Here is a 23,523-nt window from a genome sequence, read left to right on the forward strand (position 1 = left end):
TATAAAATTTGCCAAAACTACCAAAATGACAATTGGTCAGCCCACTAAGAGGTTGGGCTTCCAAGCCCCGTATGTTTAATCTTTCTCAAGCACCATATAGCTGCAAGAAACAGTCCGCCCATCAGGGCCACAACAATATGGAATGCCAAAAGCTGTGCTTGAGCCTGAGAATAATCCCAATGACTCACGGCCCACCTGATCACAAATGCAGTGAGCGTACCCAATACCGCAATACCAAAAGTCAGCCCAAGCTGTCTCAACATATTTAAAATTGCGGCAGCTGAACTGGCATCTTGCTGAGATACAGAATGGATGGTCAAGGTACTGGAACTTGGTACGATCAATCCAATTCCTGCCCCCATCATGGCACTTAAAGCAATAAACAGTGGATATGCTGAATGCGCTTGGAAGCTAATCATCCCAATCAATGCTGTTCCTGAGATGACCAAACCAATCCTAAGCAATAACAGTGAACCATATCTTTGCTGCAATTGTCCGAATAAAATAGACACCAAAGCTTGCATTAAAAATTGTGGTGTTATCAACCAGCCTGCTTCAGCAGCACTCAAATGAACTTGTTCTTGATAAAATAAGGCAAAGACAAATAAGGAACTATAACCAGCAAATCCCAATAAGAATGAAATCAGGTTAAAACGTAAAAAATTGCGGTTATGAAATAAATGTTGAGGAATCAATGGATGTGAGCTTTTATTTTGATGCCGAATAAATAGCAGACTAAAGGCAATCGAGATTAAAAAGCTGAAGGCAATGACATAACCGATATGTGCTTGTTGTACCATGATAATGCTATAGGTCAAGGTGGCAATCGCAATCACACTATAGATCAGTCCTAGGTAATCAAAACTCACGATCTGTTGATCTGAATCTGGTTCAATGCCTTTCCAACCTAATAATAAGGCCAATAGTCCAACGGGTAAGTTCAACCAAAAAATACTTTGCCAACCCAGATAATGCACCATGAGACCACCCATTAATGGTCCAATAATTAAGGCAAAGGCACTAAATGAACTCCAATGACCAATTTCCCGTGCTTTCCGATCTACCTGTGTAAAATGATGCACGATGATTGCCAAGGTCAAAGGAATCAGCATCGCACCTGCAATCCCTTGAATCACACGTCCGACGATCAACCATGCAAAAGCGGGTGCAACGGCGCAGATCATGGACCCAATGATAAAGATCACCACGCCCGTCAACCACAATCGTTTCCGCCCCAACCACTGACTTAAAGCCCCCACCGCCAACATTAAACTCGACATACTCAATGCATAACTGTCGATGACCCATTGTAAATCGGCGAGGTGGCTATTGAACTGAGTTTGAATGGCCGTCAAGGCCAAATTGACACTACTCAAGTCAACCAAGCAGAGAAATGTACTGGTATAAAGTGCTGCAATTAATAGCCGATCGTTGAGTTTAGATGCCATAAGTTTCTCTAATTATTTTTAACAATTGATAATCATTATCAATAATAGAATAGCAATTTATTAACCGATTGTTAAAGTTTTTTAGTTATCCAACGGGATCGTTAAATGTTGCAGATCTACATAATCCAACCCATTTAATTTTTATAAAAAAATGCCCAAGCACAAGGCTTGGGCATTTAAAACTTAAATATTGAAAGTAAGCTTAGACGCCAAGATAATCTAAAATCCCTTCAGCTGCTTGGCGACCTTCCCAGATTGCCGTCACAACCAAGTCAGAACCACGCACCATATCGCCACCTGCGAAGATTTTTGGATTAGAGGTCTGGAACTTGAACTCTTGTTGTTCAGCCGCAACAACACGACCTGAACCATCTAGACCTACATTTGCAGTGCTAAACCAATCTGCTGGACTTGGACGGAAACCAAATGCAAGTAACACTGCATCCGCTGGCAATACTTCCTCAGAACCTGGAATTGGTTCAGGACTGCGACGGCCACGACTGTCTGGTGCACCCATTTGCGTGGTTACAACCTTAACGCCAGTAACTTTACCATTTTCGCCTACAATCTCGATTGGCTGACGGTTGAACAGGAATTTTACGCCCTCTTCATAAGCATTCTTCACTTCACGTGCAGAACCTGGCATGTTGCTTTCATCACGACGATACGCACACGTCACATCATGCGCACCTTGACGTAATGAAGTACGGTTACAGTCCATCGCGGTATCACCACCACCCAGAACAATGACCTTTTTACCATCTAGATTGATGTATTCGCTTGGATCTTTTTCCCAGCCTTGGCAACGATTCACATTGGCAATTAAGAAATCCAACGCATCATGTACACCATTGAGATCTTCACCAGGGAAACCACCCTTCATATAGGTGTAAGTTCCCATGCCCATAAATACGGCATCATATTCTGTGAGCAATTGTTCAATCGTAACATCTACACCGATCTCGGTGTTTAAACGGAACTCAATACCCATTCCTGTAAAGATTTCACGACGACGCTTCATCACATCTTTTTCCATTTTAAATTCTGGAATACCAAATGTGAGAAGACCACCAATTTCAGGGCGTTTATCAAATACCACAGGTTTTACGCCACCACGCGCAAGAATATCCGCACAGCCTAAGCCTGCTGGACCCGCACCAATGATTGCAACTTTTTTATCAGTCCATTTGACCCCAGACATATCTGGGCGCCAGCCTAATGCAAAAGCAGTATCGTTGATATATTTTTCAGCATTACCAATGGTCACCGCACCAAAACCATCGTTTAAGGTACAAGCACCTTCACACAAACGGTCTTGCGGGCAAACACGACCACATACTTCTGGCAAGGTGTTGGTTTGGTGGCAAAGTTCAGCGGCTTGGAAAATTTGACCTTCTGCAATCAGCTTTAACCAGTTTGGAATATAGTTATGTACAGGACATTTCCATTCACAGTACGGGTTACCACAGCCTAAACAACGGTGGGTCTGATTCGCAGCCACTTCCGCAGTAAAAGGTTTATAAATTTCCACAAACTCTGCCTTGCGGACAGTAATATCTTTTTTCTCTGGATCTTGGCGTGCTACATCCAGAAATTGAAAGTCATTATTCAGGCGTTCTGCCATGTCTCTCTCCGTGGGTAGGCGCAGCGATGTCATTCATCTCTGCACCTGCCTATGTCTATGCAGTCGTGGAATTATTGTGGATCAGCTTGGGTTGTTTTCAAAAGCGTTTGCAAATTAGCAGCTTTTGGTTTTACCAGCCAGAACTTACGACTATAGAAGTCGAACTCATTACGGATCTTGTAGGCCCAAGCACTACCCGTCTCTTGGATATGCTCGTCAAGAATACGCAGTAGATTTTCTTTGTGGTCTTCCATCGCTTCTGTAGAGATACGATTAAGATCAATAAGTTCGTGGTTATAGTAGTCAACAAAGTCATTATCAAGGTCGAGTACATAAGCAAAACCACCTGTCATACCTGCACCGAAGTTATGACCAACTTTACCCAGTACTGTCACCACACCACCTGTCATATATTCACAACAGTGGTCGCCCGCACCTTCAATCACGGCAAATGCGCCAGAGTTACGAACTGCAAAACGCTCGCCCGCAGTTCCCGCAGCAAAGACTTTACCGCCAGTCGCACCATATAAACAGGTGTTACCAATAATCGCGGTATTTTGCGTTTGGAATGGTGAACCTTTTGGTGGGAAAATCGAAACTCGACCACCCGCCATACCTTTACCCACGTAATCGTTTGCATCACCTTCAAGCTTGATATGCAAACCACCCGCGTTCCAAACACCAAGTGACTGACCTGCTGTACCAACAAGGTTCATCACCACTGGGCTGTTTTCCATACCCAAGTTGCCATAACGACGTGCAATTTCACCTGAGATACGCGCACCAATCGAACGGTCACAGTTACCCACGGTAAAGTTGAATGAGCCACCTGCACCTGCTTCAATTGCTGGTAACATCTCTGCCACCATTTTCTCCGCCAACACACCTTTATCAAATGGTGCATTGCCTTGAACTTGGCAATATTGCGCCTTACCTTCAGCAGCAGGATGCGAAGTTAATAATGCACTGAGGTCAAGATGTGCGTGTTTGTCTGTTTCACCCGGTAAAACTTCAAGTAAATCAACACGACCAATCAAGTCTTTCAATGATGCAACACCAAGTGCAGCTAACCATTCACGTGTTTCTTCAGCGATAAACTTGAAGAAGTTGATCAGCATTTCTGGCTCGCCAATATAATGCTCTTGACGTAAATGGTCTTGTTGCGTTGCAACACCCGTTGCACAGTTATTTAAGTGACAAATACGTAGGTATTTACAGCCGAGGGCAATCATTGGCGTTGAACCAAAGCCAAAGCTTTCAGCACCTAAAATTGCCGCTTTCACTACATCTAAACCTGTTTTCAAACCACCATCGGTTTGAACACGGACTTTACCACGCAAGTCGTTCACACGAAGCGCTTGATGCGCTTCACTTAAACCGAGTTCCCATGGCGAACCCGCATGGTGAATCGATGAAAGTGGTGATGCTGCTGTACCACCGTCATAACCAGAAATGGTAATGAAGTCAGCATAGGCTTTTGCAACACCTGCTGCAATCGTTCCAACACCTGGCTCAGACACCAATTTTACCGATACCATCGCTTGAGGGTTGACTTGTTTCAAGTCAAAGATCAATTGCGATAAATCTTCAATCGAATAAATATCGTGATGCGGTGGTGGTGAAATCAGTGTGACACCTGGTACTGAGTAACGTAAACGTGCAATTAAGCCATTCACTTTACCACCTGGTAACTGACCACCCTCACCTGGTTTTGCACCCTGTGCAACTTTAATCTGCAACACTTCAGCAGAAGTTAAATATGCAGGAGTTACACCAAAACGACCTGATGCAATTTGTTTGATTTTCGAGTTACGGATTGTGCCATAACGCGCAGGATCTTCACCGCCCTCACCGGAGTTCGAGCGACCACCAATGGTATTCATGGCAATGGCAATAGCTTCATGTGCTTCTGGTGATAAGGCACCCAAAGACATACCCGCAGAGTCAAAACGTGGAAGAATATCTTCAATCGTTTCAACTTGATCTAAAGCAATCGAATTTGTTGTTTTTAACTTAAACAAGTCACGGATCGTTGCAACAGGACGGTTGTTGACCAGTTCCGCATATTCTTTAAAGTCAACATATTGACCAGAACGTACCGCCTTGTGCAAAGAGTTAATCACGTCTGGGTTAAACGCGTGATACTCTTTACCAAATACGAATTTAAGCAAACCACCTTGATCAATCGGTTTACGATGCTGCCAAGCAGTCGTTGCCAGTTTTTTCTGATCTTTCTCTAAATCTGCAAATGTTGCACCTTGAATACGGCTTGGTACGCCAAGGAAACATTTATCGACCACTTCAGATGACAGACCTACTGCTTCAAATAATTGACCACCACGGTAAGAGGCAACTGTTGAGATACCCATTTTAGAAAGGACTTTAAGTAAGCCTTTTTCCATACCTTTACGGAAGTTTGCTTGCGCCTGAATTGGATCACCCAATAACTCGCCTTTTGCAACCAGATCATTGATCACATCATAAGCTAGATATGGATAAACTGCTGTCGCACCAAAGCCAAGCAATACTGCAAACTGATGTGGATCACGTGCAAAACCAGTTTCAACTAAAATGTTCGCATCGGTACGCAAACCCGTTTTAATCAAATGATGGTGTACCGCACCTGTTGCCAATGCTGCATTTGCAGGTAAGAAACCTTCACGGAAATTTTTATCCGTTAATACGATTAAGGTTTTACCATCACGTACGGCCTGTGCTGATTCTTCACAGATACGTGCAATTGCTGCTTGCAATCCTTCAGCTTCGACATAGTTCAGATCAATATCAACAACGCCATAACCTTCGCGCTCTTTTTCAACATCGCGAAGCTGCTGCATTTTTGAATTAGACAATACAGGGCTTGAAATGATGATACGGTCTGCATGCTCTGGACCTTGCTCGAACACATTTTGTTCGCGACCCAAACAAGTTTCCAATGACATCACGATCGATTCACGTAATGGATCGATTGGCGGGTTGGTCACTTGTGCAAACTGCTGACGGAAGTAGTCAGAAACATGGCGTACTTGACGAGACAATACCGCCATTGGCGTATCATCACCCATTGAACCGACTGCTTCTTGACCGCTTTCTGCGATTGGACGTAACAATTGGTCGCGCTCTTCAAATGTCACCATAAACATTTTTTGCGCTGCTTTTAATGCATCGCCAGTTAAGCCTTGATCGACCAATTGCTCTTCAAGCTGTGGATTGGCTTGTAAACGAATCGCATGATCACGTAACCATTCACGATATGGACGCATATTTTTAAGGTGATTGCTGACATCTTTAGTCTCAAGCACTTTGCCTGTTAAGGTATCAATCACCAAGATTTGACCTGGACCCACACGGCCTTTAGATACGACATCTTCAGGTTCATAGCCCCATACACCAATCTCAGATGCAAGGGTAATGTAATCATTCTTGGTGATGACCCAACGCGCTGGACGTAGACCATTACGGTCTAACATACAAATTGCATGACGACCATCTTGAATCACCAGACCTGCAGGACCATCCCAAGCTTCCATGTGCTTCGAGTTGAACTCATAGAATGCACGTAAATCGGCATCTAAAGTTTCAACGTTTTGCCATGCTGGTGGAACCAACATACGTAAGGCACGGAATAAATCCATACCACCACCAACAAGAATCTCAAGCATGTTATCCAAACTTGATGAATCCGAACCAGTACGGTTCACAATTGGATTTAACTCGGTTAAACCTGGTAGTAATGGGTTTTCAAATTTTGGTGTACGCGCCAAAGCCCAGTTACGGTTCGCAGTAATGGTATTGATTTCACCATTGTGCGCAAGGTAACGGAATGGTTGAGCCAATGGCCAACGTGGCAATGTATTGGTTGAGAAACGCTGATGGAACACCACGATATGTGATTTTAAGCGTTCATCCGCCAAGTCGGTATAGAAGTCAGCAATTGCCGCTGGCATCATCAAACCTTTATAGGTGATAACAGTCGTTGCCAACGTCGTCACATAAAAAAGTGGATCATTTTGTAATAATTGTTCTGCGCGACGACGAGCCAAGAAGAGTTTACGGTTAAACTCAACCTCAGTTAAACCCATTGGGCAATTGACAAGAATTTGTTCAAATGCAGGTAATGATTGCAGTGCAATTTCACCTAAAGCATCATTATTGGTTGGAACAACACGCCATGCTGCAACAGTCAAACCAGCAGCTTCGATTTCTTTATTTAGAATATTTTTTGCATTTTGAGCTAAAGCAGGGTCAATATTTAGAAATACCGTACCAGCAGCAAAAATCTCGGTCAGATTGGTACCTAACTTTTGAGCTTCATCACGGAAAAATTGTTTTGGCATGGCCAATAACAATCCGCACCCATCTCCTGTTTTACCATCCGCGGCAATACCACCACGGTGCGTCATGCAACTTAAACTGTGAATCGCAGTTTCGACCAGATGATGGCTTGATTCACCCTTCATATGGGCAATCAGACCAAAACCACAGTTATCCTTAAACTCATCAGGCTGATATAAACCTTGAGCGGGAGCTACAGTATTAGGCGATGGCATGTGCATAGCGTACCCTTCTTTCAACATGGCTCTTTCGAGCAACAAACAATCAATTCACTTTCTGCGATATTGCCGATCAACTCATATAAAGTTCAATGCTTCGCAAAAACATTTTTCATGGCGAATTTGCAATATACGTCTTTCCTTAACAAGAATCAGCGCATTTCACCATATAAAGTGTTTTCAGTTATTACACCTTCACCAATGTTTGTAAAGCACGAAAACTTTCCATTTCACCCAATTAATGAATCATTTAGTACAAAAAAGGGCAATGAGCAGATAAATTAGCACCACAAAAAAGCAAAAAACATGCCATAAATATAAAAAATTACTAAATCATTAAAAAAGTTAAAATAACATTGAATTAAGTAGAGAAGAGAACTCATTTTCGCGCATAAAAATGCACCAAAAAATATCATGCTGCTATAAAAAGAATCATATACGCACAACTATGGTGCGTTATTAATTAAATGGATCGCTCACTTCCCGTTTCGAAGCATCTGAATTTTCTTTTATTTTTTCAACATTTGTTGGCGGTTTTGGCGCAGATTGGCTCTGCTTCACATTCACAACATTACCTTGCGCATCACGTTGTGTGACGGTGGTCTTCACCGTTGAAGGCTCCGCAGGACGTACAGCCGTCGTACTCTGTGATGTACTACTTCCCATCAGTAAACTCTCATCTACTCTAGGCAATGCTGCTGGCCTTAACTGTACTGCATAAAGCTGATTGGTTGCCGATTTCATTTCATCAGAACCCAAATCATTGACCAATGCCGCATAGCTTGACAATTGAGCTGGCTTTGGCTGAACAGATTCTGGAAAGGCTAAATTTAATTGTGCAAATTGACGCGTCGCGTCTTCTGCACTCGAAAACACACCATAAGCCAAAACATATTGCTCAACTTGGTCTTCGCCACTCAAGCGGAAATAAACAAATTTCTTGCGATCTTCACGATTCAACAGAAAGTTTTTTACAATCGCTTCATCTGAACTACGGAAAATTTCCATGGTCCATTGACGTTGATTTTCGCTGATAAACTTTGTGCCGCGAAATTCAGGTGCGTGCTCATTGGACACCACAACACGCGTGGTTAAATCCAATGGTTTCACTTCATCTGAGAGTGCCCCAAGATGCGCTGTCGCAGCAACCTTTTCTGGCTGAATTTGTACCTGAGTTTCGGTTTGCGATGGCTGCTGTTCTTCTACCAATGCTTTACTATCGGTCACACCCCAAAATATCAATGCAGCAATTAAACAAGCCACAGCAAAGACTAGCCAGCTATATTGTTGAATGTTTTGCCAAATTGATCGTGATACAGCCATGCTTTTCCCAAATGATTAATTATGCAGATTGATTTGCAAGAATAGATTGTTTCATTAGCTCAACATCAAAATCTTTGGTAATCACGGCTTGCCCTAATTTTTTCAATAAAACCAAGCGTAATTGACCATTTAAGACTTTTTTGTCATGCGACATATAAGCCAAGAATTCATCTAGTGGAATTTGGGGACATGATATCGGTAATTGGGCGCGTTGAATGATATTTTTTGTACGTTGTAAGTCGTCGGCAGAGATCCAACCTAAACGATGCGACAAATCGGCAGCCATGACCATACCCGTAGCAACCGCCTCACCATGAAGCCAAGTACCGTAGCCCAAATATGATTCAATCGCATGACCATAGGTATGCCCAAGGTTGAGTAATGCTCGCTCCCCTTGTTCTTTCTCATCATTGGCCACAATCCGTGCTTTATGTGCACATGAACGATAAACTGCTTCTGCTAACAAGTTTGCATCGCGCGCAACCAAGGCATCTATGTTGTGCTCCAACCAAGCCAAGAAATCAATATCACCCAATAGCGCATATTTTATGACTTCAGATAAGCCTGCCGAAAGCTCACGGTCAGGCAGCGTCTCAAGTTGTGCCATATCGGCAAGCACGACCTGTGGCTGCTGGAAAGCACCCAACATATTTTTGCCTAAAGGATGATTAATCCCTGTCTTTCCACCCACACTTGAATCTACTTGAGATAACAAGGTCGTTGGCACCTGCACAAAATAAACGCCACGTTGGAAGCAAGCAGATGCAAACCCAGCCATATCTCCAATTACACCGCCACCCAAGGCCAATACCGTACAATCACGGTTAAAACCAGCTTCCAATAAAGCATCAAAAATTAAATTCAGATGCTGAATATCTTTATACTTTTCGCCATCTGGCAAAATGCATTGCGCAACTTGCTTATCTAACTGGGTTAACACATTCACATAATGTTCGAGATACAAGGGTGCAACAGTGGTATTGGACACCAACATCACTTGTCGGCCATGTAAATACGGTTCGAGCAATGCTTTGGGATCTAAATGACTACCAATAAAGATGGGATAACGACGATCACCTAACTCAACATGTAACGTTTGCATAAACTTAAACCAACCAGAAACTACTTAACTTGTTTAGATAAAATAACGTTCAAAATACGTTGTGCTAAATCCCGCGCTGCACCTTGATTTGTTTCAATGATATAGTGTGCAACCTCGCGATATAAAGGATCTCGCGCCGCCAATAAATCTCGTAATTTTTGTTCTGGATTTTCAACTTGTAATAATGGGCGATTTTTATCGCGATAGGTGCGCTGTAATTGCAGCTCTACAGGCGTATAAAGATAAATAACAATACCACGTTGTTTTAAAAATTCGCGATTTTGGGGTTGAGTCACCACGCCACCGCCCGTCGCCAATACCAAGAGTGAACGAGAGGTTAGATCATTCAATACGTTGGTTTCACGCAATCTGAACCCTACTTCGCCTTCTTTTTCAAAAATCCATGGAATTGTCGCACCTGTTTTACGCTCGATTTCATGATCACTATCAATAAAATCTCGACCTAACAATTCTGCTAAATGCCGACCAACTGTTGTTTTCCCTGCCCCCATTGGCCCTACCAAATAGATATTTGGTAGGGTTTCAAACGCTTTGCTTGGCAACGCGCCACCTATATTCATTGCAATTATTGAAAATATATTAATGATTTCTCGTCAAAGTGTCATTAACAATTCTCGGCGTAATAAAAATAAGCAGTTCACGTTTATTGTCTGTTTTCATATCTCGACGGAATAAACGCCCAACATAAGGTAGATCACCTAAGAACGGCACCTTTACTTGAGAACTAATGTTTTCTTGTTCAAAAATCCCACCGAGCACTACAGTCTCACCATTGTCCACCAAGACATTGGTATCGATTTGGTTTTTATTAATGGTCAATTGACCCGTTGGTGTTGGTGTGCTTTGTGAGTCTTTAGTAATGTTCAGCTTCATCATCACCTTACCATCAGGTGTAATACTTGGGGTAACATCCAGACTCAACGTTGCATCAATAAATTCCGTTTTAGGTACAGCATTTACCCCGCCACCCGAAGAAGAGGTATACGGAATTTTCTTACCTGATTCAATTTTTGCTGGTTGTTTATCTGCAGTCATCACTTTCGGTGTAGAAATGACTTCACCATAACCATCCGCTTGCACGGCTGATAACTCTAGGTCCAACATAAAGTCAGACAGGCTGATCAAACCAAAAGCGATACGACTTGCACCAGGTGTCACTGCACCTAGGTCGACATTCAAGTTATCTGGGCGTTCAATCTCATATTTCCAACCACCCGTATCACTATCTTTCTCTGGCTTACGTAAATTCCATAAGGTCGTATCACTACCCCCCACTAATAAATCATTATTACTGCTGATCCCCTGTGATAAAATGCCCCATTTCACCCCCATCTCCCGGGTAAAATCGGTACTGGCACTGACGATACGCGCTTCAATCATCACTTGCTTAACAGACACATCCAACAAATCCACCATCTTGCGAATTTGATCAATTTTTTGCGAGGTGTCATTGATAATCAAAGTATTGGTTCTTGGATCTGTTGATACCGTACCTCTTGGACTCAATAAACCTCCAGCCAACGTATCATTACTAACAGAACCAGAGCTGCCACTATTATTGGTATTTGCATTTTTACCTTGTGTAATTAACTTCTCAATATCCGCTGCTTTCGCATAGCTTAATTGGATATATTCTGTTTGCAGTGGTGCTAACTTCACACTCTGTGCAATTGCTTTGGCTTCCTCTTCTTCGGCCTTAATTAACTCAGAAACAGGTGCAATCCAAATCACACTGCCATTACGGCGTTTATCCAAATTTTTGGTTTTTAATACAATATCTAAAGCCTGATCCCATGGCACATCTTTTAAACGCAACGTAATATTGCCTTGCACTGTATCTGCTGCCACCATATTGATCCCAGTAAAGTCTGCCAGTAACTGTAATACTCGACGAACTTCTATATCTTGGAAATCTAAAGAGATTTTGTTGCCCGTATAGCTTTGTGATTTTGCTTTTGCTGTGGACTTCTCTTCTGGTCGTTTTAAACTAATGGTTAGTTTATTCTCTGCCTGATACGCCATATATTCATAGCTACCCGCAGATTGAATGGTAATCACACCATTGCCTTTATCGTTATAAGCATCAACACTTGCAACGGGGGTGGCAAAGTCATTGGTATTTAAACGACGTGCTAAATGCATCGGAATTTTATTTCCCGCAGTACGCACCACAATTTTACTGCCCTGTTGCTGCACATCGACTGGGGTGTTATTGCCCAACAAATCAATCACAACCAACCCTTCACCTTGGTTCCCTCTCTGGAAACCAATATTAGAAACGCCTTGTTGTACCTGACGTGTAGCCACAGCTGGACTGTTGATTGTCGTTGGTTTTGCTGAATTGATTTTCAATACAAAGGTATTGCCTTCAATGCGTGTCGTAAACGCACCTGCATCTTTTAAATTTACGATGACTCGAGAGCGCTGGTCATCTGATGCTACTTCTACCGAGCTGGCTTCAGCAGTCGATACCGGAATCGAATTTTTCGTCAAGCTCTGCTGTGCTTTATCAAAGTCCAAAATCAAACGAGAAGGCTGCTCAAGTTGATAGGCCTGCGGTTGCGGTGGAAGACCGTTAAACATGACACGAATCTCCGTGCCCTGATCTGCTGCTAAGCTCATTGGTACAATATTGGTCATACTCACTTGCGCTGATGCAACTTGCATCACTGCAATCGCGATTGCACCCATAGAAAATTGACGGAATGCATGATTCATGGTCTTCGCTTCCCCAAATAAAGAATCTTTAAACTGTTTTTTCATTGTTATTCCCTTAATCTTACGGTGCTGGTCCAATTAAAACGAGTGTACGAGGTCTTTCGACATAGCCTTCACGACCATCAGGTACAATCTCCACCAAATCTATTTGGGTTGGACTAATTTTAATAATACGTCCTTGGTTCATCCCCAAATAACTACCAACTTGCACACGTTCAATTTGACCATCTGGTGTTTGAATAAGCGCAATGGTATTGCTGGTTTTACCCCGCATACTGCCCTTCATATTCAACGATTCCAGCGCATAACTTTCTAAAGGTTGTGGCTGGCGATTAAAATTCGGATACACACGTTTACCCGCCATAATTTTTAACTCAGCTGCCAAAGAACTTGGCATAAACGGGCTTTTAAGCTGATGTGCTGAATAGTTAAACAATGGCACAGGGGTAAAGATCGGTGCAGGTTCAATCGGCAAAGGTGGCTGATTACGAATTTCTGCCATCTTCTCATTCACGGCATCAATCCGAGAGTCACACCCCACCAGAGTTAACCCAATCAATAAACTCAGTAATAATTTATAGTTATTCACTACTATTTTCCTCCTTGCGCAGGTGGAGTAGTCGCTGCTTGAGTTGTTGGTGCACCCGCAGCATTATTTGCTTGTTCATCCGCCCCGACATAACGATATGTTTTTGCTTTGACGGTATAATTCACAACAGGGATGTCTGATTTTTTCTGCGTATCCTCTTTTGCTTCAACGGTAAAGTCATGCAAGGTTACGATACGAGGCAAAGCCGCAATACCTGTAACAAAGGCGCCAAAAGCATGATAGTCGCCTGTGGCATCAATACTGATTGGTTGTTCAATAAAGAACTCTTGTTTAACTTCACTCTCAAGACGGATATTTTTAAACTTCAGACCAGAGTTCACGCCGGTTAAGTTAATGTCCTCAACCAGACTTGGAATTTCTGTTTCTTTTGGCAACTGTTCTAATTGTTGATTAAAGTTCGCTTCCATTTCTTGAAGTTGTGCTTGATATTGCTGCAAATTACGTAATTTTGAGTCTTTTTCTCTAAATTCATTGAGCAAACTTTGCTCTTTGGCTTGCTCATTTGCAATCGATTCAAGTTGAGACTTGATCACCACAAAATAACCCAAGGCAGCAACAGCCAAGAAGACAAAAATCCAGCAGGTAATTTTAACCGAGAGCGGCCAACTACCATAATTATTCATATCCAGCGTATTAAATTGCTGGAAGAATTGCTCGACGGACATCTTCTTTTTCTTTGCAGCGACAGTGTCTTGATTCAATTCATCTTGGTTCATTTCGCCACTCCCGCTGCTGCTACCCCTGATGCGGCCTGTTCTGATGTTGGTGCAGCTTCTGCAGTTGTACCAATCTCACCCAAATCGACAGTCACAACAAAGCTGCCATAATTTTCCTCAACACGAGGAACCAGCGAGCTTGCTGTTTTATCTTTATTTTTATTTTCGTCTACCGCCAAGAATGAATTCATAAAGGCATTACGATACCAAGGCGAAGCTTCTAAGTTACGTAGTAGCTCAGCAACTGTATTCGGGCTTTCCGCCTTCCCTTCAATCGTGAACTTATCGCCTGTCCGGCTAAACTTGGTTAAATACATAGTTGGTGGAGTCACCCGTACCAATTCATCCACCAAACGAACCGTAACAGGACGTTGCCCTTGTAGACCTTGAATGAGCTTCATACGCTCAATGATGGCATTGCGGCGTTCTTGCAAACCGTCGAGTGCTTTTAATTGCGTATCTAAATTTTGGTTGGTACTGACAATCAGTTGATTGGCTTGCTCTTGATCATTCAATTTATGATCAAAATACATCCACCCTGAAAAAACCGATGCAACCCCTAATGCAGCAACCCCAACACAAAATGCGACAAACTGTTTCTTTCTTTGTTCTCTTAGCTCATCACGCCAAGGGAGTAAGTTAATCTTTGCCATTAATCAAAACTCCTCAATGCCAAACCACATGCAACCATTAAAGAGGAAGCATCATTTTCAATTTTTTTAATATCAATTTGCGGAGAGAAACCCATTTGTAGAAATGGATTGGCAATGGTGACGCGATAACCTAGTTTTTGTTGTAATAACTTGGCAAGGCCTGGAATATTGGCATTCCCGCCAGCCAACAGAATATGGTCAATTTCGTTAAACTGAGAAGATGAAAAGAAGAACTGAAGTGAACGTGCAGCCTGTTGTACCACTGCATCTAAAAAGGGTTCAAGGACCTCGGTATCATAATCATCAGGCAAGCTTCTTTCTTTTTTGGCACGACCAGCTTCCTCAAAAGACAAGCCATAGCGACTTTGTACATCTTGAGTCAATTGGCGGCCGCCAAATACTTGCTCACGTGTATAGATAATCTTGCCTTTTTGCATCACAGATAAAGTGGTCATGGTATGGCCAATATCTAAAATGCCAACGGTATTTGCCCCCATCGGCAGGGTGTCTGCAAATACTTGGAATGCCCGCTCCATTGCATAGCTTTCAACTTCTGCAATTTTTGCGGTCAAGCCCGCAAGTTCCAGCACTTCTACACGTGTATCAACATTCTCGGTACGCGTAGCGACCAAGAGTACATTCACCCGATTTGGATTAGCCAAACGATCAGGCAAAACTTCAAAATCAAGACTTACTTCATCTAATGGGAACGGAATGTATTGCTCAGCATCCATACGAATTTGAACTTCTCGTTCTTCATCCGACATGTCGGCATCCATTTCTATAATCTTGTTAATGACCATAGAAGTAGGCACCGCAATAGCAACATTGGTGGTGTGAGGATTTGCAAGGTTAATGACCCTCTCAAGCGCATCACCTACCGCCTCTGGATTCAGTATGCTTTTTTCAACCACACTGCTTTCAGGCAATGGCATCACTGCATAACTTTCAACCCAATATCTACCGTTCTTTACAGAGAGCTCCAATAATTTAACAGTTGTCGAACTAATATCGACACCCACTAACCCCTTATTTGGTTTACGATATAACCTGAGCACAGTACTTTCCTATTTATTTTTTTATCCCCAAAAATACAACACACTAATTTGTTTTGGTCTTTAATTGCTACGGATACAATAACTCATCTAACAATCCGCATTTCTAAAGGATATACTGACCACAATTAGTTTGCCATTCGCTCTTATTAAAACTTACTTATTATGAAAAAGCTATCCAGTTCTGGTATTGTTCGGCCATTTTTTTTGATCGTTATTATTATCTTAGTCTCACTTCCAATGGGATTTTATGGCATGTATCTCTATCTCGCACCTTCACTGCCAGATATGAGCTCACTCAAAAAAGCGCCTTTACAAAAACCATTGCAAGTCTACACGACAGATAATCAGCTGATTGCGGAATATGGCGGAAAATTATCGATTCCTGTTAAGTATGAACAGATCCCTCCAACGTTTATTCATGGCTTCTTAGCGGCTGAAGATTCGTCCTTTTTTGAGCATAATGGCATTAGCTTCAAAGGACTCGGGCGGGCGCTAACCGAATCTGTAACTGGTTCTGATGTCCAAACTGGGGGCTCAACCATTACCATGCAGGTTGCAAAGAACTATTATTTAAGTCCAGATCGAACACTTAGACGCAAACTAACCGAAGTCTTTCTGGCACGTAAAATCGAGCAGAACTTAACAAAACAAGAAATTCTGACCGCTTATGTCAATAAAATTTTCCTTGGTAAAAATGCCTATGGTATTGCAGCTGCTGCACGTGTCTATTACAACAAGAATCTGAATGAGCTGACCACTGCACAAATGGCAATGATTGCAGGCTTACCTAAAGCACCGTCCAAATACAATCCAGTGGTCAATCCAGAGCGTGCACTTGAACGTCGAAACTGGATTTTAGGGCGTATGTTACAACTGGGTTATCTCAACCAAAACCAATATCAACAAGCCGTCGCAGAACCGATCAATTTAAATATGATGGATCGTTCAGTGAGCAACGTGTTTCCCTATGTAGGGGAAATGGTTCGCTCAGAACTGGTCGAACACTTTGGCGAGCAAGCGGTTGACTCTGGATACAAGGTCTACACCACGATTGATAGCAACCGCCAACGTTATGCAGAGCAAGCGATTCAAGATGGTTTGGAAGCCTATGACCGTCGTCATGGCTGGCGTGGTCCTGAAGCACATGACAAACCACTTAAACAGTTCATCGCTTATGCGAATACTTATCCAGCACAAGTCATCAAGGTCAACAATAATTCTTTTGATGCATTGATGCAGGATGGTTCAACAGTGACCGTTAATTGGTCTGGTATGTCATGGGTTCGTCCATATCGCAATGCCAATAGTGTCGGTGGTGCGCCATCAAATGCATCACAAATTGTCAAAGTCAAAGATATTATTCGTCTACGCCCGAATGAGGGCAAAACGGTCTGGTCGTTGGTTCAAGTACCCAAAGTTCAAGGTCAACTTATTGCGATCAATCCAAATGATGGTGCAATTGAAGCGGTAGTGGGTGGATATAACTTTTATCAATCTAAATTTAACCGTGCTGTACAAGGCTGGAGACAACCGGGTTCAACCATTAAACCATTCGTTTATGCCTTGGCTTTAGAACGTGGCATGACCCCTTATAGCATGGTCAATGATAGTCCAATCACCATTGGCAAATGGTCTCCAAGAAACTCTGATGGCCGTTACCTAGGAATGATCCCTTTACGTCGCGCCCTCTATTTATCCCGAAACACAGTTTCAGTACGTTTATTACAGAACGTTGGAATTGAACGTACACGCCAATTATTTATGGATTTTGGTCTACAAGAAGACCAGATTCCACGTAACTACACCATTGCACTCGGTACACCACAGGTACTACCTGTACAAATGGCAACAGGTTATGCCACTTTTGCCAATGGCGGATATCGCGTCCAACCACATTTCATTAAGCGCATTGAAGATGCTTCAGGCAAAGTTATTTATGAAGCAAAACCTGACTACGCATGTATCCCATGTATCAGTAATCCAAATTCAGGTACAGAACAGCAAACTGCTGAAGCAGGCAAAGATAAATCTAAAGACCAAGTAACTGAAGTGACCAATCAGACTTTAGATGATGTAACTGCTGCCTCTGAAGCACCAATATTGACTGCGGATGCGACCCAAACAGCAAAAACCAACAGTGACTATCGTCAAGCGCAACGTATTTTAAAATCAAGCTCTGCTTATGATATGGCGAACATCCTCCGTGATGTAATCCAACACGGTACCGGTCGAGCTGCACTTAAAATTGGTCGTGATGATTTAGGTGGTAAAACAGGAACAACCAATGATGCAAAAGATGCTTGGTTCGCTGGTTTCAATGGTAAGTTGGTTGCGATCGCATGGGTGGGCTTTGACCAACCGCGTACACTAGGTCGTCGTGAATATGGTGGCGTTGCTGCCCTTCCGATCTGGACCAACTTTATGGGCAAATCTTTAAAAGATACGCCATCTGCTTGGGTACGTTTGGATAAAGAAGCGAAAGATCCAATCTCTCGTGATAAGTTACAGATCCAACAAAGTGAAGATAAAAAAGAATATCGCGCCTCTCCACCATTGGCGCGTCCACTTTATCGTCCTGCACCAGTTGCACCTGTTCGCTCAACACAAAATGATTTTTCAGACTTACCTGGAACAACCCCAGTGACTGATGAACAACCGATTGTCCCAGCGAAAAAGCAGCCACCTGCAATGGGTTCAAACTCACAGAACCCACCGCCAAAAGAAAAGGATGGGATTGAACATTTGATCAATCAAATCCAGTAAATAAAAAAGAAGCCATCATATTGATGGCTTCTTTCTTTTTTGGAACAGATAAATCTGAAAGGCGGCAGTCACCGCAAATTGCTGCGTTTGCTCAAGTACTTTGCGTCGTTCAGGATTCGCCTTATAAGCATAAGGCGTCATCGCAATTAAATTCTTTAAAGCCTCTTGATCTAGCTGCATTGGCGCTTCAACAATTTGTGCTTGCTTCAACTCAAACTGAGCATCTAGCTGCTCTACAAATTTTTGAGGTTCATGCAAATTTACTTGCTCAAATAACGCTTCGCGCAAATCATAGAGATGTCTTGGTGCAGGCGTCACGACAAGTAAAAAGCCCTCATCACCCAATACTCTCACTATTTCGTCTTGTGGAATTGGGCTAAATAGACTGGTACACATATCAATGCAATGATCTTGAACTGGCAAGGTTGCACCCGTTCCCACCACCCATATCACGTCTGTATTTAACTTTGCAGCGCGCTGTACGGCTGTTTTGGCAATATCGACACCAATACACTGCTGGGTATGCGCTTGCATGGCACTGGTGTAATAACCCTCACCACAACCAATATCTAAAACTGCTTTTGGTTTAAGTTGCTGTAGCAGCTCAACCACAGCTTGCTGTAAAGGCTGATAAAAACCTGCTTGCAAAAACTCACGGCGTGCCAGTACCGACTCAGGTGTATCTCCGGGTGACTTGCTATGTTTATGCTGCACCACGTGTAAATTGACATAGCCTTGTTTGGCGACATCATAATGATGCCCTTTTTCACATCGCCATGAATGTTCAACCAAATTCAAGGATTGGCGACAAACAGGACACATCAACAAACTCATCTATTTTCTCCAAACATAAAAAAAGCTGGTCTTCACCAGCTTCTTTCTTGAATCATGGTTTAACGTAATTTTAGCGTCATTAAGCCAAGGACAACCAAGAAAATGGTAATAATCCAAAAACGGATAACGACTTGGGTTTCTTTCCAGCCTTGCTTTTCATAATGATGATGCAAAGGTGCCATCAAGAAAACACGCTTATTACGCATCCGCAATGAGCCGATCTGCAAGAACACCGACACCGCTTCCATCACGAATACCCCACCCATAATGGCAAATACGATTTCCTGACGCACCATCACTGCAATGGTACCGAGCATCGCACCCAGTGCCAATGCACCGACATCACCCATAAATACTTGCGCTGGATGGGCATTGTACCAAAGGAAGGCCAAACCAGCACCGATCATTGCCGAACAGATCACCACCAATTCAGAGGTATATTTCACATACGGAATATGTAAATAATTGGCAAAACGAATATCACCCGATAAATAAGCAAATACACCTAAGCCTGCCGCAACCATAACAATTGGCATAATTGCCAAACCGTCTAAGCCATCGGTCAAGTTAACTGCATTCGATGCACCATTAATCACCAAGTAAGTGAATGCAATAAAAGCTAAACCCAATGGCACAGCTGAAAGCGGAATGGAAAGATTCTTGAAGAAGGGGATCAGCAAATCCAGCATATCTGCCGTATGCTCGACACTGTCTTGTTGTTTCGCAATTACATATAAGGCAATACCTGCACCCAAAGACGCCACCGAAGTCCAGAAGAACTTCTTACGTGCTGGCAAACCGGCATTGTCTTTGTAACGAACTTTAATCCAGTCATCTGCCCAACCGACAGCACCAAATACCACCATGACACCCAGTACAATCCAAACATATGGGTTGGATAAATCTGCCCACAGCAATGTACTAATCCCAATGGAGAGCAAAATGAGAATCCCGCCCATGGTCGGGGTTCCCATTTTTTTGGCATGGTTTTCAGGCGCAAAAGAACTCACTGCCTGACCATATTTTAATGCTTGTAATTTACGAATCATGACTGGGCCTAAAACCAGTCCGATCGTCAAGGCCGTCAGTAAGCTCAACAAAGAGCGCAATGTTAAATAACGAACAACTTGAAACGAACTGTTATAGTCCGCCAATTGCTCAAATAACCATAACAACATTTAAATTTTCTCCATCAAGTCAGCCATCAACGTTTCCATATGGGTATAACGAGACCCTTTGAATAGGAAACTCATTGACTGGGGTTGATGTGTTTGGACTAAATTAATTAAAAACGGTAATGCTTCTGCCTGTGTTGCAAATGCATGTAACTTTTCTGAATGAGATGAACCTTGTTGCGCTGCTTTAGCGAATTCACCAACCACCACCAAATGCTCTAGCGGCAATGATGCCAAGTCTCGTCCGAGATCATGATGCTCTTGCCAACTGCTTTCACCCAGCTCCCCAATATCTCCCATCACCATGACTTTTAAACCTTGCTGCTGCAACAAAACCTGTGCTGCTGCGCGCATTGAGGTTGGATTCGCATTATAGGTATCATCAATAAATAAGTGATGTTGCTGTTGAATAAAGTTCAGACGACCTTTGGCGCCTTGTGCTTGCTCTAAGCCTTGTACAATATCATCCAGTGCAATGCCTATCGCTAAAGCGAATGCGGTCGCTGCTGTTGCATTCTGTACATTATGCGCACCTGCAAATGGTAAATTTACCGCACGACTGCCTTGTGGTGTATGTAAGTTAAATTGTGCCGATTGAGGATGCAATTGCACATCTGTCGCAAAAACATCACCACCCTCACCAAAACTCAGAATCGAATGGGCCTGAGCATTTTCACGAATGGTTGTTGCATAATCATCTTGCGCAGGAACGATTGCCGTGCCTTGAGGCAAAATATGCGCATAGATTTCTGATTTAGCACGACAAATACCTTCGCGCCCACCAAATTCACCTAAGTGTGCTGTACCAATATTCAAAATTCCTGCTACATGCGGCTGCACCAAATTTGAGGTGTAATCAATTTCACCTTGATGGCTAGCACCTAACTCCATCACAGCATATTGATGCGCTTGACGTAATTCAAGCAACATCATCGGGACACCAAGATCATTATTCAGGTTGCCACGCGTGATCAGTGTCGGTGCCAAACGAGATAAAATACTGCCCAGCATTTCTTTAGTGGTGGTTTTACCACTACTGCCTGTTAAGGCAATGACTTTCAACTGCGGGTTTTGTTGACGGCGATAAGCACCCAACTGCCCCAAAGCCAAACGCGTATCTTTGACGATCAGCTGTGCAATATCAGCATCGACAGGATGCTCAACGATCGCAATTTGACATCCTTGTGCAGCCACTTGTGCCACAAAGTTATGCGCATCAAATCGCTCACCTTTTAATGCAAGGAAAGCATCGCCTGCTTCTGCATGACGCGAATCCGTTAGAATACGTTTAATTTCACCTTGCGGAAGATTCTGCTGATACCACTGCCCTTGTGTGGCTTGTTGTAATTGTTCTGCGGTCCAAGGTTGTAATGGAACAGTACTGGTTGTTGAAGTATGCATACGCTTTATTTACCTTTTGACCTTATTGCGCAGGATAGGCTGAATCGACAGGATGAGGCTGTGCATCTATCGCAGACTGCACTTCAACCACATCATCAAACCAATGACGAACTCCATCAATTTCCTGATAGTTTTCATGTCCTTTACCCGCAATCACCACAATATCACCTGCTTGGGCTTGTGCCACCACACATTTAATCGCTTCACGACGATCATGAATTTCATGCATCTCATGTTCTGCGAAATTGATGCTTTGCTTCATATCCGCAAAAATCTGTTCAGGATTTTCAGTGCGCGGATTATCCGAAGTAAGCACAACGGGATTGGCATGATCAAGTGCAGCTTGAGTCATCAGCGGACGTTTACCACGGTCACGATCTCCGCCACAACCAAATACAGCCCATAACCGACCCGTGACATGACGTTTCAATGTGGTCAGTACTTGAATCAAGGCATCAGGTGTATGTGCATAATCGACAACAAATAAACGCTCGGCATCTTGAATTACCTGCATTCGGCCAGGCGCACCTTTGAGTTGCGGTACGAACTGAATCAAATCAGCCAAGGCAAAGCCTGCATACTCTGCTGCAATCAGACTTGCCAATAAATTTTCGACATTAAACTGTCCAAGCAATGGACTTTGTACCGGATAAGCACCTGTTGGGCTAATCAGAGTAAAACTTGCACCACTTAAACGGTATTGCAAATCTGCAATATGATAATCAGCCGTCGTTTGGGTTAAAGAATAACTGAGAATCTTGGGTTGCGATGGATTTGCTTGAGCGGCATTCAACATCAAATGTGCATGCGCATCATCCAAATTAATCACCACTGCTTTTAAAGTCGTGAATTTAAATAATAAGGCTTTGGCCTCAGCATAAGCATCCAACGTATCGTGATAATCAAGATGATCGCGACTTAAATTACTATACACCGCAATTTCAAGCTCACAACCGTTCAGGCGCCCTTGCTCCAAACCATGTGAACTGGCTTCCAGTGCGACAAAACTCGCGCCTTGTTTAGCATAGTCATGTAACGCATGTTGTAGTTGCAGTGCATCCAAAGTGGTATGCGTGGATGGGGTTAAGTTTGGCAGAATACCATTGCCTGTCGTGCCCATCACTGCACAACCTTTGCCTTGTGAACTGATCAGTTCCGCGATCAGGCGTGAAATGGTGGTTTTTCCATTGGTTCCTGTCACCGCAATACCGCGTAATGGCTGAACAGGATCGGCTGCTTGTAAATATTGCTGTTGCCATTCACCCATTTGATAACGGACATCAGCACAGACCCATTCGTTTGCGAGACCTAATTCAGTCTCACTGATCACAGCCAATGCGCCTGCATCCAAAGCATTTTGCGCAAACTGGCGTGTTTTTTCAGGTTGGCTATAGCTATTTAAAGCAATAAAAATTTGGCCAGAAGCAACTTTGCGGCTGTCTAAACTGAAGCCTTTAAATGGCTGTGTATACCAAGCCGCATCTATGCTGATCGGGTGTATCTGTTGAAAACGAATCGACATAA

Annotated in this window: 16 protein-coding genes; 1 reads left to right on the forward strand and 15 read right to left on the reverse strand. The window is 43.0% G+C overall.

Features of this window, described 5'->3' with window-relative positions; all coding sequences use genetic code 11:
• Positions 1-44: 44 nt before the first annotated feature.
• The 11 genes from F887_RS01420 to F887_RS01370 all read right to left on the reverse strand — a co-directional run bounded on the left by F887_RS01420 (position 45) and on the right by F887_RS01370 (position 15,826).
• On the reverse strand, positions 45-1,448 hold the full coding sequence (locus F887_RS01420) for an MFS transporter (protein ID WP_005297362.1): 1,404 nt from the start codon (positions 1,446-1,448) through the stop codon (positions 45-47).
• Positions 1,449-1,650: 202 nt separating this feature from the next.
• Positions 1,651-3,072: a glutamate synthase subunit beta gene (locus tag F887_RS01415; protein ID WP_005185515.1), complete on the reverse strand. Its 1,422-nt coding sequence runs from the start codon at positions 3,070-3,072 to the stop codon at positions 1,651-1,653.
• Between the two features lie 71 nt (positions 3,073-3,143).
• A complete protein-coding gene (gene gltB, locus F887_RS01410; RefSeq protein WP_171067410.1) occupies positions 3,144-7,622 on the reverse strand; it encodes a glutamate synthase large subunit in 4,479 nt (1,492 codons plus the stop codon).
• Positions 7,623-8,084: 462 nt separating this feature from the next.
• Positions 8,085-8,948: a hypothetical protein gene (locus F887_RS01405; protein WP_005297364.1), complete on the reverse strand. Its 864-nt coding sequence runs from the start codon at positions 8,946-8,948 to the stop codon at positions 8,085-8,087.
• Positions 8,949-8,967: 19 nt separating this feature from the next.
• Positions 8,968-10,050: a 3-dehydroquinate synthase gene (gene aroB, locus F887_RS01400; RefSeq protein ID WP_005297366.1), complete on the reverse strand. Its 1,083-nt coding sequence runs from the start codon at positions 10,048-10,050 to the stop codon at positions 8,968-8,970.
• Positions 10,051-10,070: 20 nt separating this feature from the next.
• A complete protein-coding gene (aroK, locus tag F887_RS01395) occupies positions 10,071-10,631 on the reverse strand; it encodes a shikimate kinase AroK (protein ID WP_005297368.1) in 561 nt (186 codons plus the stop codon).
• 19 nt (positions 10,632-10,650) lie between these two features.
• Positions 10,651-12,789, reverse strand: a complete 2,139-nt coding sequence (pilQ, locus tag F887_RS01390; RefSeq protein WP_171067497.1) for a type IV pilus secretin PilQ — start codon at positions 12,787-12,789, stop codon at positions 10,651-10,653.
• Positions 12,790-12,850: 61 nt separating this feature from the next.
• Positions 12,851-13,378 carry a pilus assembly protein PilP gene (locus tag F887_RS01385; RefSeq protein ID WP_005297371.1) on the reverse strand — a complete coding sequence of 176 codons (528 nt, stop codon included), beginning with the start codon at positions 13,376-13,378 and terminating at the stop codon, positions 12,851-12,853.
• Between the two features lie 2 nt (positions 13,379-13,380).
• Complete coding sequence (locus tag F887_RS01380) at positions 13,381-14,115, reverse strand: type IV pilus inner membrane component PilO (RefSeq protein ID WP_005297372.1); 735 nt, start codon at positions 14,113-14,115, stop codon at positions 13,381-13,383.
• Positions 14,112-14,768, reverse strand: a complete 657-nt coding sequence (locus tag F887_RS01375; RefSeq protein WP_005297374.1) for a PilN domain-containing protein — start codon at positions 14,766-14,768, stop codon at positions 14,112-14,114. The genes F887_RS01380 and F887_RS01375 overlap by 4 nt, the downstream gene beginning before the upstream one ends.
• Positions 14,768-15,826: a pilus assembly protein PilM gene (locus tag F887_RS01370; protein WP_005297376.1), complete on the reverse strand. Its 1,059-nt coding sequence runs from the start codon at positions 15,824-15,826 to the stop codon at positions 14,768-14,770. The genes F887_RS01375 and F887_RS01370 overlap by 1 nt, the downstream gene beginning before the upstream one ends.
• A gap of 162 nt (positions 15,827-15,988) precedes the next feature.
• Between F887_RS01370 and ponA the strand changes: the two genes are divergently transcribed.
• Positions 15,989-18,589 carry a penicillin-binding protein PBP1a gene (gene ponA, locus F887_RS01365; protein ID WP_032863011.1) on the forward strand — a complete coding sequence of 867 codons (2,601 nt, stop codon included), beginning with the start codon at positions 15,989-15,991 and terminating at the stop codon, positions 18,587-18,589.
• Between the two features lie 15 nt (positions 18,590-18,604).
• On the opposite strand, the gene F887_RS01360 is transcribed toward ponA, so the two are convergent.
• The 4 genes from F887_RS01360 to F887_RS01345 are packed head-to-tail and all read right to left on the reverse strand — an operon-like array spanning position 18,605 to position 23,521.
• Complete coding sequence (locus tag F887_RS01360; protein WP_005297381.1) at positions 18,605-19,423, reverse strand: putative RNA methyltransferase; 819 nt, start codon at positions 19,421-19,423, stop codon at positions 18,605-18,607.
• A gap of 59 nt (positions 19,424-19,482) precedes the next feature.
• A complete protein-coding gene (gene mraY, locus F887_RS01355; protein ID WP_005297383.1) occupies positions 19,483-20,601 on the reverse strand; it encodes a phospho-N-acetylmuramoyl-pentapeptide-transferase in 1,119 nt (372 codons plus the stop codon).
• On the reverse strand, positions 20,602-21,999 hold the full coding sequence (locus tag F887_RS01350; protein WP_005297384.1) for a UDP-N-acetylmuramoyl-tripeptide--D-alanyl-D-alanine ligase: 1,398 nt from the start codon (positions 21,997-21,999) through the stop codon (positions 20,602-20,604). It lies immediately after the preceding gene.
• A gap of 22 nt (positions 22,000-22,021) precedes the next feature.
• The gene (locus tag F887_RS01345; protein ID WP_005297385.1) at positions 22,022-23,521 is read right to left on the reverse strand and encodes a UDP-N-acetylmuramoyl-L-alanyl-D-glutamate--2,6-diaminopimelate ligase; all 1,500 of its coding nucleotides are present in this window, start codon (positions 23,519-23,521) and stop codon (positions 22,022-22,024) included.
• Positions 23,522-23,523: the final 2 nt, after the last annotated feature.

Origin of the sequence: Acinetobacter sp. NIPH 2100 (assembly GCF_000369805.1) — a bacterium.
Lineage (GTDB): Bacteria > Pseudomonadota > Gammaproteobacteria > Pseudomonadales > Moraxellaceae > Acinetobacter.

Coding starts and splice junctions, on each gene's coding strand:
- pilQ (WP_171067497.1), bottom strand. CDS start 12,789: ATGAATCATGCATTCCGTCAATTTTCTATGGGTGCAATCGCGATTGCA.
- aroB (WP_005297366.1), bottom strand. CDS start 10,050: ATGCAAACGTTACATGTTGAGTTAGGTGATCGTCGTTATCCCATCTTT.
- gltB (WP_171067410.1), bottom strand. CDS start 7,622: ATGCCATCGCCTAATACTGTAGCTCCCGCTCAAGGTTTATATCAGCCT.
- mraY (WP_005297383.1), bottom strand. CDS start 20,601: ATGTTGTTATGGTTATTTGAGCAATTGGCGGACTATAACAGTTCGTTT.
- F887_RS01415 (WP_005185515.1), bottom strand. CDS start 3,072: ATGGCAGAACGCCTGAATAATGACTTTCAATTTCTGGATGTAGCACGC.
- F887_RS01345 (WP_005297385.1), bottom strand. CDS start 23,521: ATGTCGATTCGTTTTCAACAGATACACCCGATCAGCATAGATGCGGCT.
- F887_RS01375 (WP_005297374.1), bottom strand. CDS start 14,768: ATGGCAAAGATTAACTTACTCCCTTGGCGTGATGAGCTAAGAGAACAA.
- F887_RS01350 (WP_005297384.1), bottom strand. CDS start 21,999: ATGCATACTTCAACAACCAGTACTGTTCCATTACAACCTTGGACCGCA.
- F887_RS01380 (WP_005297372.1), bottom strand. CDS start 14,115: ATGAACCAAGATGAATTGAATCAAGACACTGTCGCTGCAAAGAAAAAG.
- aroK (WP_005297368.1), bottom strand. CDS start 10,631: ATGAATATAGGTGGCGCGTTGCCAAGCAAAGCGTTTGAAACCCTACCA.
- F887_RS01420 (WP_005297362.1), bottom strand. CDS start 1,448: ATGGCATCTAAACTCAACGATCGGCTATTAATTGCAGCACTTTATACC.
- F887_RS01360 (WP_005297381.1), bottom strand. CDS start 19,423: ATGAGTTTGTTGATGTGTCCTGTTTGTCGCCAATCCTTGAATTTGGTT.
- ponA (WP_032863011.1), top strand. CDS start 15,989: ATGAAAAAGCTATCCAGTTCTGGTATTGTTCGGCCATTTTTTTTGATC.
- F887_RS01405 (WP_005297364.1), bottom strand. CDS start 8,948: ATGGCTGTATCACGATCAATTTGGCAAAACATTCAACAATATAGCTGG.